This window comes from Phormidesmis sp. 146-12, from assembly GCF_052939495.1.
Genome location: NZ_JBJPHS010000049.1, coordinates 42093 through 53156, shown reverse-complemented (window position 1 = coordinate 53156; position 11064 = coordinate 42093). Strand labels below are relative to the sequence as shown.

The 11064-nt window shown below is 51.3% G+C and carries 10 protein-coding genes; 2 read left to right on the top strand and 8 right to left on the bottom strand.

The window, feature by feature from the left end; translation table 11 throughout:
- Positions 1-42: 42 nt before the first annotated feature.
- The 8 genes from ACKFKF_RS19955 to ACKFKF_RS19920 all read right to left on the bottom strand — a co-directional run bounded on the left by ACKFKF_RS19955 (position 43) and on the right by ACKFKF_RS19920 (position 8812).
- Positions 43-246, bottom strand: coding sequence for a hypothetical protein (locus tag ACKFKF_RS19955; protein ID WP_446869318.1), 204 nt, complete (start codon positions 244-246; stop codon positions 43-45).
- A gap of 37 nt (positions 247-283) precedes the next feature.
- Entirely contained in the window at positions 284-937 is a 654-nt protein-coding gene (locus tag ACKFKF_RS19950) for a Uma2 family endonuclease (RefSeq protein WP_446869316.1), read from the bottom strand.
- A gap of 105 nt (positions 938-1042) precedes the next feature.
- A complete protein-coding gene (gene ftsH3, locus ACKFKF_RS19945; RefSeq protein ID WP_446869315.1) occupies positions 1043-2881 on the bottom strand; it encodes an ATP-dependent zinc metalloprotease FtsH3 in 1839 nt (612 codons plus the stop codon).
- Positions 2882-3081: 200 nt separating this feature from the next.
- Positions 3082-3900 (bottom strand): aminotransferase class IV, encoded by an 819-nt coding sequence (locus tag ACKFKF_RS19940; RefSeq protein ID WP_446869314.1) that lies wholly within the window; start codon positions 3898-3900, stop codon positions 3082-3084.
- A gap of 354 nt (positions 3901-4254) precedes the next feature.
- Positions 4255-6693, bottom strand: a complete 2439-nt coding sequence (locus ACKFKF_RS19935; protein ID WP_446869313.1) for an ATP-binding protein — start codon at positions 6691-6693, stop codon at positions 4255-4257.
- Positions 6690-7055 carry a response regulator gene (locus tag ACKFKF_RS19930; protein ID WP_446869311.1) on the bottom strand — a complete coding sequence of 122 codons (366 nt, stop codon included), beginning with the start codon at positions 7053-7055 and terminating at the stop codon, positions 6690-6692. Before ACKFKF_RS19930 ends, ACKFKF_RS19935 begins: the two co-directional genes overlap by 4 nt.
- Complete coding sequence (locus ACKFKF_RS19925) at positions 7048-8493, bottom strand: ATPase domain-containing protein (protein WP_446869310.1); 1446 nt, start codon at positions 8491-8493, stop codon at positions 7048-7050. The genes ACKFKF_RS19930 and ACKFKF_RS19925 overlap by 8 nt, the downstream gene beginning before the upstream one ends.
- 142 nt (positions 8494-8635) lie before the next feature.
- On the bottom strand, positions 8636-8812 hold the full coding sequence (locus ACKFKF_RS19920; RefSeq protein ID WP_446869309.1) for a hypothetical protein: 177 nt from the start codon (positions 8810-8812) through the stop codon (positions 8636-8638).
- A 177-nt stretch (positions 8813-8989) separates the two neighbouring features.
- Between ACKFKF_RS19920 and ACKFKF_RS19915 the strand changes: the two genes are divergently transcribed.
- Together ACKFKF_RS19915 and ACKFKF_RS19910 are read left to right on the top strand one after the other, a co-directional pair.
- Positions 8990-9418, top strand: coding sequence for a hypothetical protein (locus ACKFKF_RS19915; RefSeq protein WP_446869307.1), 429 nt, complete (start codon positions 8990-8992; stop codon positions 9416-9418).
- Positions 9419-9511: 93 nt separating this feature from the next.
- Positions 9512-11064, top strand: a 1553-nt coding sequence (locus tag ACKFKF_RS19910) for a tetratricopeptide repeat protein (protein ID WP_446869306.1), incomplete at its 3' end; no start/stop codon positions are given.

Here is an 11064-nt window from a genome sequence, read left to right as displayed (position 1 = left end):
GTATCGACACTGCATAGTACAACACCCTCATTCATCCCTCTATTATGCAACGCCCCCCTGTGCAGCGACGCGAATTTGATAATTTTCCGGCAGGTTGAGACTAAACGTTTTGCCGTTGGCGAGACTGATTCGATGCGGCGTTAATTTGGGGGAAGCAGCCTTTTGGGGATAACTTGAAGCGACGGTAGGATGTCCATTCTGCAAGACCAACGCCAAAAGACAGCCGATTCCAAATTTAGCGAACATTGGGATTAAAAATTATCAGGTTGGTTCATTCATACAGTCATTTCGACAACCATTCCCGAATCCAGGCGCGAAACATTCTTTTTGCCTGAGTTTCTCCTACTTGAGTGCAGTCTTTGAGAAACTGATACAGCCGCTCTTTCTCTACCCACGCAAACGTCGGACTCGTAGACAGTTCCTGATAGGTGCCGTTCTGCAATTGATAGATTGTGAGTGTTTTACCGTTGTACCGCCAGAATTCGCCAACGCCCATTTCTGCATAAAGCGCATTTTTGTTAATGTCAGTGTGCGTGATATCCACTTCGATAATCAAATCGGGCGGGGGATCGATCGCCAGGTTAACAGTCCGCCCTCTGACCAAAGGTTCGTTGGCAATGTAGTAACACTTATCCGGCTCCCCGCCGATTTTGATTTCTGGTCGCTTGAGCGTTGTAGAACCCATGCTTTTGAGCGTCAGACCCAGTTCTTCTGTCAAAATTTCGATAAATTGACCAACCAGGCTGCCAGCATTTTCATGAGATTCTAACGGAGCCACGATTTCTAGAATGCCTTTGTAGTAAGTGAGTCGGGTAGAATGGCTCTCTTCCATCGCGTCCAAAAATTTCTCATAAGCCTGCCAACTGACGTTGTGAAGTACGATTCGCCTTTCTGATTCGGCGGCTTGAGAGGTTGTTACGTCGCGAGTGCTGACCATGAGTAGTTTGCGGTGGAGATGGGACGATCGTACTTCAAACTATAGCTTCAAAAAAAGCAACCTCGGATTGCTCCAAGATTGCCCTTTAGATGATTTTAGGAACGGTTAGGCGATCGAAGCCATTTTCACATCGTTGTTAGCCAACAGTTCTTGCAGTTCTTCAGAATCGACGGTTTCTTTCTCAATTAGCAAGGCTGCCAACTGATCGAGAACGTGCTTATTTTCTAACAGCGTTTGCTTACCGCGACGGTAGGCTTGATCAACCAGGCTGTTGACCTCTTCATCGATCGCTGATGCCGTCTTGTCAGAAAAGTCTCTCTCAGCCGCAATGTCACGACCCAAGAACATATTGCCTTGCTGACGACCCAGCGCAACGGGGCCGAGACGATCGCTCATCCCAAATCTCGTCACCATCTGTTTGGCAACCCGCGCCACTTGTTGCAGGTCACTGGCTGCACCCGTCGTCACTTCGTCGTCACCGTAGATGATTTCTTCGGCAATCCGACCACCCAGGGCGACAGCCATCTGGTTTTGCAGATAAGAGCGAGAGTACAGACCCGAATCCATGCGGTCTTCGCTCGGAGTAAACCAGGTCAAACCGCCAGCACGACCACGAGGAATAATGCTAATCTTTTGCACCGGATCGTAGTCAGGCATTAAAGCCCCAATCAGCGCGTGACCTGCTTCGTGATAAGCCACCAATTCTTTGCGCTTTTCGCTCATGACGCGATCTTTTTTCTCAGGGCCCGCGAGGACGCGATCGATTGCGTCGTTCACTTCGTCCATTGAGATTTCGGTCAGGTTGCGGCGGGCGGCGAGAATGGCGGATTCGTTGAGCAGGTTAGACAGGTCTGCGCCAGTAAATCCAGGAGTCCGACGCGCAATCTTCTCAAGGTCAACGTCTTTTGAGAGCGTTTTGCCGCGAGAGTGAACGTTGAGAATTTCCAAACGGCCTGCGTAATCGGGACGATCGACCACCACTTGACGATCGAATCGACCGGGACGCAAGAGAGCCGCATCCAACACATCAGGGCGGTTCGTCGCAGCGATAATAATGATGCCCGTGTTGCCCTCAAAGCCGTCCATTTCGGTCAGCAGTTGGTTGAGGGTTTGTTCGCGCTCATCGTTACCGCCACCGAGACCTGCACCCCGTTGCCGACCGACGGCATCAATTTCATCGATAAAGACGATACAAGGCGCGTTGGCTTTGGCTTGTTCAAACAGATCGCGAACGCGGGAAGCCCCCACACCTACAAACATTTCGACAAACTCAGAGCCAGAGATCGAGAAGAAAGGCACACCCGCTTCTCCAGCAACGGCTCTCGCGAGAAGGGTTTTACCCGTTCCAGGCGGCCCAACCAGTAGGACACCTTTAGGGATTTTGGCTCCGATCGCGGTGAATCGATCGGCATTCTTCAAAAAGTCTACGACTTCGTTAAGTTCTAGTTTTGCCTGGTCAATACCTGCGACATCGCCGAAGGTGACTTGAGTCTGAGGCTCCATCTGCACTCTGGCTTTTGATTTACCAAAGTTCATCGCTTGACTGCCGGGGCCGTTTTGAGCGCGACGCAGCAAAAAGAACAGACCCACCAGCAGCAGCACCGGGAAGAACAGACTACTCAGCGCCCGCAACCAGAAGCTTTCATCTTGCTGAGGCAAAATTGAAATATCAACGTTGTTTTTGATCAGAATATTGATTAGCTCAGGGTCGGGGGGCAAGTTGACCTGAACCCGATTACCATCTTGAACCTGCACCAGCGCTCTCGTGCGATCAGCGCTCAGGCTCACTTTCTCAACTTTATTGCTCTGCACTTCTTGAATGAACTGACTATAGCGCCACGTTTCACGAGTCTGTGGGCGATCGTCAAAAAAGGTGGTTGCCAGCGCAATGACTACAACTGCCAGGAGTGCGTACAGTCCTGCGTTTCTCCAGCGTTTATTCACCGAGGGTTGTCCTCCTAACGGGTGGGGATGAGGCGATTCTCAAATGTTACTTATGTTAATTAATATTAACTTAGTATGAGAATTCAGCGAGAGATCAAGAGAGAGACTTTGGACTCTGGCGCTCGACTTTGGACTTTAGACGCTCGACTTTGAACATTAAGCAAAGCAGCATTTTGAGTCTTTGGTCTTCGAGCCATGGTTTAAGGTCTAAAAATCTCTCGCAACGTCCGAAAACCGGGATGCGATGGGGGATAGGTTTGGGGTGAAGGACTCCGCAAAATTGTGTGAATGGGAATGATTTCCATAACGCAATTGGTGTAGGCGATCGCTTCAAACTGTTTTACCAATTCGGGGTTCCACGGTTGTTCGGTGACTTCTTCATTTTGGCACCTGATTTTTGTAATGAGTTGGGTTCTCAATAATCCGGGCAAGATTCCTGACTCCAGGGGAGGTGTCCACCAGTGACGATCACAGTAGCCCCAAAGGTTTCCTGTGCTGGTTTCGAGCCAGTTTCCGGCATCGTCGGTGAGAATAGCTTCCTGGGCGTTGTGGCGCTGTGCGGTTTGGAGGGCGAGCCAGGGGGCGAGGTAGTTTCCGGTTTTGTGGGAGGGGAGGGAGCGGGTGAGGGAGGGAGGAGGGAGGAGGGAGGAGGGTTCGGGGAGCCAAGCGGTGATGCCGTTTTGTTGGCGGTGGGTGAGATCGGCGGGGAGAAATCTTCCGGTGATCCATTCGCGACCGTCGGGGAAGAGGACGATTCTGAGAATGGGAAAGGTTTGGCTGAGACGATCGGCTCCCTGGCGCAGGCGGTGCCAATCAGGGGGCAACCAGTGAAAGGCTTGCTGGCTGGTTTGGAGGCGGTTTAGGTGTCCTGACCAGTTCGTGAGGGGATGGTCGAGAGTCTGGTAGACGCGCAAGGTGGTGAAGAGGGTCGCACCGTAAAGGAGGGCGGGGTCGTCGATCGCCAGTTCCAGTGTCTTGCCTTTGATCAGGTTGCCATCGTACCAGTAGGCGTGTTCCATTGAGTGTTTTAACTCGATTTAGTGAAGTTTTTTCGCGGCGATTACACAGCCAGGAACGCCCCTAAATTTACGTGAATTCGATGAAATCTTTCGCTGCGGTTGTGAATCCAGGCAGCCCCCTAAATCCCCCACGAGTGAGGGACTTTGAACCCAAGATCTTGTCTGAAAGTCCCCCAATTTTGGGGGGTTGGGGGGCAGAAGCGCTGAAGAACAAAGCAAAAAAACCTCATCGAATTCACGTTAAATTTCTGTAGTAAAGAACTTTGAACCAGAAATTTTGTCTTAAAGTCCCCAGAATGGGCAGCTTGAAGGGCAAAAGCTTAGAGCAATCCTAAGCCAAAAAACTGCATCGAACTAACGCTGCTTTAGAAAGGCACTTTGTCGTTTGTCGTGAGCATGGAGAAGTTCAGAAATAAGGGCGATACTGGCAACTGGATCGATCGGCTTTGGTAAATGTTTTTGAAAACCGACAGCGTATGCTCTTCGTTCGTCGGCTTCTCCAGCGTAGGCGGTGAGCGCGATCGCAGGCACATTTTTTCCTTGCTGAACGGGGAGCGATCGAATCTGGCGCATCAACATATAGCCGTCCATTTCGGGCATTCCAATATCGCTGATCAGCAGGTTGGGCGGAGATTGGGTAAAAATCTGTAGAGCCTCAGCCCCAGAAGCGACCGCCCGCACGATCGCACCCGCTTGCTCCAGGGCAAAGGCGACAAACTCTCGCGAATCGTCATCGTCATCTACCACCAAAATCTCAACCCCACTCAGATCGGCTGTCGAGGGGAGCGATCGTGGCGATGGCACAGCTTCTAATTGAGAGGCAAGTGGAAGGCTGACGGTAAAGGTTGCTCCTTGTCCTTCGCCGGGACTGCTGACGCTGACGGTGCCGCCGTGTAATTCAACAATTTGACGGACGATCGCCAGTCCCAGTCCCAGACCACCAAATTTACGAGTCGTCGCGCCATCTTCCTGCCGAAAATGCTCAAAGACATGTGGCAAAAAATCAGGGTGAATGCCTTTGCCCGTATCGCTGACTTGGATCTGAACCTGGTTGTCAATCTGCGTTAAGTTGACGGTGATTCTCCCGCCTGTAGGCGTAAATTTGACTGCATTGGTCAACAGATTCCAGACCACTTGTTGAAGTCGCGCCCCGTCGCCTAACACTGACCCAATGGGATCAAGATTTACCTGAAGCTGAACGGCTTTGGCTTCGATCGCTAATCGCACCGTCTCGATCGCCCCCTCAATCACCGCCGACAGCGCTACCGGAAGCGGTTTCAACGTCAGCTTGCCGCGCAGAATCCGAGAGATATCCAGCAGATCGTCAATCAGTTGTACTTGTAGTTTGGCATTGCGCTCGATCGTCGCGATCGCTTGGGTTGCTTTGGTGGCATCCAGTTTGCCCTGTCGCAGCAGATTAGCCCAGCCGAGAATCGGATTCATCGGAGTGCGAAGTTCGTGAGAGAGGACGGCGAGAAATTCGTCTTTGATGCGATTGGCGCGTTCGGCTTCGGTGCGGGCGGCTTGCTCTAGCTTTAAAACGCGGTTGAGTTCAAGTTCGGCGGCTTTGGTACTGGTGAGATCGATCGCAAAAAACACGCCACTACCGGGATCATCCACAAACGAAGCAGCGCCAATCAAGATGGGAACCCGCCGACCGCTTTTGTGAATGTAGGTTTTTTCAAAAGGAGTACAGATGCCCTTTGCTGCAATCTCTTCAAGAGCGATCTGATCGAGATAGGCGTGTTCGGGGACGGTTAAAGCTTGCCAGTTGATCAGACCTGCTTCTAGGTCGGCTTGAGTGCATCCAATTAAGTCAAGAAGTGCGTCATTGGCGGCGGCGACGTTGCCCGATCGCATCCAAGTTCCCATCGGCACCATGTTGCACTCAAAAATGCGGCGAAATCGAGCTTCACTCGTGAGCAATTCGGCTTCGGTCTGACGGCGTTGGGCTTCGATGGAGACCCGATCGGTAATATCTTCGGCGACACCTGCTGATCGAGAAGGCTGTCCATCTTCATCCAGAAGGATAAACCCGCGATCGCGAATCCAGCGCATTGAGCCATCGGGTCGAATAATTCGATACTCTTCATCGCTCTGACCATTAGCTAGACAGCGCTCATTTGCCGATCGCATTCGTTCACGATCGTCGGGGTGAATGGACTCAAACCAAGTGCTGAAATTGCTGTAGAGGTCATCACGATCGCGTCCCCAAATGGTCTCGTAAGCGGGACTGACATAAATCGGCCGCTGGGCTTTTAGATCAAATAGCCAAAACACACTGGGAATGATTTCGGCCATTTGACGAAACTGTGCATCGCTGTAATGCTGGGCAGAAATCGCCCGATCGCGCCCTACTTCGGCCTGCTGCCTTGCTGCAATTTGCTGAGTTGTCTCTGATTCGCAAACCTGAAGTCGCAGTGAAAGTTGACGCGATCGCAGCAAAATCTCAACGCGCGCCTGCAATTCGATCTTCTCGATCGGTTGAATAATCAGTTCATCCACACTTTGCCAGAGGTGCCGCGTGGCGTATCCCACATCTGGGCGGCTGGTCGCCAACAAGAACGGCAGTAAAATGGGCTGTTCGGCATCGCGTCGCGCTTGGACAGCCTGCTCCAACTGATCCAACGTTCTGCCACAGATGATGCACAGATCAAACGATTCAGACGCGAGTGAATGCCTCACACTATCGATGTCCCAATCAGGAACGATGACTTGATAGCGTGGACTGAGCCACTCTGACATGAGCCGACGATTTTCGCGGTGTTCTAATAGCACCAGGATTCGGTTCATTTAAGCAACTCCCGAATTAACTGCAAAAACTCCCGCATGACGATCGGTTTGCTTAACAGTCCATTGGCACCGTGAGCAATACTGGCTTGCTGAATAGCGGCATGATGTCTCGGCGAAATCACAAGAAAAGGAATCTCCTGTTGGCGAAGCTGTTGGCAGACTGACCAGATGGTGGCATCAAATCCAGAAATATCAATTAATGCCAGATCAATTTTAGGCACTGGCTCCAAGATTAGAGCAACGTCCTCTAGACAGAGAGCAGGCAACACCTGATAGCCTTGCCGCTCCAACAATTGAGTCAACAATGTGAGATTGTGACGGTTGCGATCGAGTACCAAAATCTGTAGGGGGTCTTTAGGCATCCCGCTCATCGATCCATTCTGGAATGCCGCTCAAGATGCCGCGCAGTTGCGTCAGGGGTTGCCCAACTTTGATCCCTTTTGAGGTGATTTTCAATTCTCGTAGCGTCCGTTCAAAATTAGACAGTCGCTTTTTGAGAACGCCGATCGCTTTTCGCATCTCGCCACCCATTTCCAGGTATCGCAGAAACATAATGTTGTCCGCTAAATAACTAATGCCAACTTCTGTAACCCGAAAATCTCCGGTGATGTATTCGGTTTCATTGACTAAAATCACCGTCACGCCCATATTTTGCAGATACTTACACAAGGCATGAAGATGCATCACTAAATTGGCTCCTCGCACAGAGAGTTTGTAGCCTGCAACGCTGTCAATCATCACCACCCGCACCTGTTGTTGTTCGACTTCTTGGCGCACCAGGTTAGCAAACTCATCGGGACTAAAGTGCAGTGGCTCAATCGAGACGACCGATAGCATTCTTTGCTGGATCATTGCTTGCACAGGCGTATTGATCGACTCGGCCCGATGTAGCAGCGTGTTGACCTGCTCCTCAAAGGTATAGAGTACCGATCGCTCTCCTCGGCTGGCTGCCGCTTTCATAAATTGCACTCCTAACGAGGTTTTGCCGACTCCGGTTGGCCCGGTTAATACGGTGACGGTGCCCCGCTCAATGCCGCCATGTAGCAGTTGATCCAGTTCGCTCACGCCCGATGAAATGGTCTCCAGCACAAAGTCACATTCGTAGTGATCGGGTTGCAGTCGCGGAAAAACAGCCATCCCCGTGTTGCAAAGTCGCAGGGTGTGAGGGCCTGATCTGAAGTGTGATCCCCGAAATTTGGTGACTCTGACGCTGTGATCGCCGCTGTCATGTTGCAACTCAATTACGCCATCGCTCATAAACTGCAAGTCGTCGTCTGGGTTGGTGTGGCTACTTTCTGAAGCAAATAGCACCGTTGCGCCCTGTTCAAGGAGGAACCGCAAAAACGAGAGAACCTGCTTGCGAAACTGAAACACATCGCTTGATAAGTAGCGAAACTGAGTCATCGCATCGATAAAAACTCGCCCCGGTTGAAGCTGTTGTACCTGTTCGACGATTCTCTGGGTGGTGGGTTCTCGCTCAACCTCAGCAGAGGAGAAGATATCGTAGGTTTCGACTTCTGTAAAAAAGCTAGAACTGGGGCTGAGATCGAGAAAGGTGACAGCTTGGAGGTCAAAGCCTAGAAGATTGGCGTTCGATCGCACCTGCGCTTCGGATTCACTGAGAGAAATGAAGAGAGTTGGCTCATTTTGGGCTGCCCCTGCCGACAGAAACTCTAGCCCCAGCGTTGTTTTACCCGCACCCGGACCTCCTCTGACTAAATAGGCTCGCCGAGGAAGCAGTCCCCCCTCTAACACTTCATCCAATCCCGAAACCCCGGTCGAAAGGCGATCGTATTGCATTACCTAAACTCTGCCACTCATTGGAAACCAACTTACCAATTCATTGTTTCATATCTATCTATCGTTGTTTGCAGAGAATCATGCAGAGAAGTTTATCTGTCGTGAGCTAGAAAAAGTGTCGCGATCACGATCGTTCCTGCTTTTATCCCGACGTTTCCAGCTTTTTGCTCAAAGGTTTTTGTTTTGAACTGGAGTTGTCGTGTTTTTGAGTCGGGCGATCAAGTTCTGAACTCAAGAATTGCAGCTTTTTACTCAAATCGTCGAGTTCTAAACTCAAGTTGTCGGGTTCTAAACTCAAGTTGTCGGGGTCTGAACTCAAGTTGTCGGGGTTTGAACTCAAGAATTGCGGCTTTTTACTCAAGAAGTGCTGGTTGAAACTCAAATTGTCGGGGTTTGAACTCAAATTGTGGGGTTCCCAAAAGAAACTGTGATGCTTTGGGTTAGGCTTATCTTTTTTGAGTTAGAAAAGATACAGCCTTGACGTGGAGTTGCCCCGATGGAACCTGTATTGACTTTGACGGCTGCTGCGATCGCTGACCTTGCATTCAAAAAGTTTGTGGAAGCGGGGGCAGGCGAGGTTGCGAAGAAGTTTACGGAGACGGGATTAAAGAAACTGGATGCGCTGTATCAGAAAGTGCGCGAGAAACTTTGGGGAAAGCCAACCGCAGAAGCGGCATTAACGGCGATCGAGCAGGGAAACGCGGCAGAAAAAGATCGGTTGATTGCCTATTTGCAGGTGGCGATGGACGATGATCCGCAGTTTTCGCAGGAAATTCAGCAGTTGGCGCAAGAGATTCATCTAGAAGTCGTGCAGGATGAGAGCAGCATGAACCAGCAGCAGAATAATTACGGCGGCACCAACTATCAAACTCAGATGCGAGATGGAAGTACGGTGTTTCAAGGGGGAGAACATCACCATCACTGAAAGCAACCTTCCAGAGAAGAGCCAACCGAGAAGACTACCCCAGAGACGGTTCCTGAGAGTGGCGTATCGACGTTTGTTGGGCGAGAAAAGGAGTTGCAGGCGATCGAGGAGTTGCTGACGGAAAGCGATCGAGTGGCGATTTCTGCGATTGCTGGGATGGGTGGCGTAGGAAAAACTGAGTTAGCGATTCGATATGCGACGGATCATCAGGCAGAGTTTCCGGGTGGCGTGTGTTGGCTGTCGGTGCGAGAGCAAGATCCGGCGGAACAGGTGCTTTTGTTTGCCAGCGTGAGGCTAGGATTGGAGGTTTTGCAGCAGTTTAACGGGCGATCGCTGACTCTATTGGAGCAGGTGAAATGGTGTTGGCAACACTGGAAGCCATCGGAGGGATCTGTGCTGCTGGTGTTGGATGATGTGACCGAATGGAAGCGGTGTCGGCAAGTGTTGGAGGGGATGCCGTCGCGGTTTCGGGTGTTGATGACGACGAGATTGCAGCCCGATCGCTCGATTCCCTCGGTGTCGCTGCATGTGTTGCCGCCTAGAAAAGCGATACAGTTGCTTGGGGAGTTGGTGGGGCGCGATCGTTTGAGACAAGAGCCGTGGATCGCTCGAAAGCTGCTGAAATGGTTGGAATATTTGCCGCTGGGGATCGAACTGGTGGGGCGCTATCTGGATGCAGACCCGGATTTATCTCTGGCGAAGATGCTGCAACGGTTGGAGAAGCAGAAATTAGATGCGAAGGCGATCGATTATTCTGAGTCGGAGCTTGAGGAAACTTACTTCAGGGTGACGGCAAAGCGAGGGGTGAGGGCGGCGATCGGATTGAGTTGGCAGGCGTTGTCACCGGAGGCGCGGCAGTTGGGCTGTGTGCTGGGTTTGTTTGCGGCGGCGGAGATTCCCTGGCGACTGGTGGAAGGGGTGATGGCGGGGTTGGGCTGGGAAGAGGAAGCCGTTGAGCTTGCCAAACGAGAATTGGTGAAGTGGCATCTGGTGCAGTGGGTAGAAGTGGGAGTGTATCGGATTCATGCACTGATTCGGGTGTTTTTGCAGGAACAACTGACCCAAACAGAAGCAGCCGACGCGATGAAGCGATCGTTTGTCGAGGTGATGATCGCAGTGGCGCAGCAAATTCCTCATGACCCCACGCTAGATCTGATTCAAATAGTGACTCCTGACATTCCCCACCTCAAAAAAGTGTCTAAAGACCTCCTGGATTTCCTCACTGAAAACGCTCTGATGTGGAGCTTTGTTGGAGTTGGTTGGTTTTACGAAGGTCAAGGACTCTATAGTTCAGCAGAGCCTTGGTTAGTTGGTTGTCTTGATGCGGTGCGATCGCTCTTAGGCAAGACTCATCCCCATGTGGCAACCAGCCTCAACAATTTGGCAGTGCTTTACCAGTCTCAGGGACGCTACGAGGCAGCCGAACCCCTCTTTCAACAAGCTTTGCAATTGATGCGAGCGCTCTTAGGCGAGACTCATCTCGATGTGGCAACCAGCCTCAACAATTTGGCAGAACTGTATCGTGTTCAGGGACGCTACGAGGCAGCCGAACCCCTCTTTCAACAAGTTTTGCAATTGAGACGATCACTCTTAGGCGAGACTCATCTCGATGTGGCAACCAGCCTCAACAATTTGGCACTGCTATA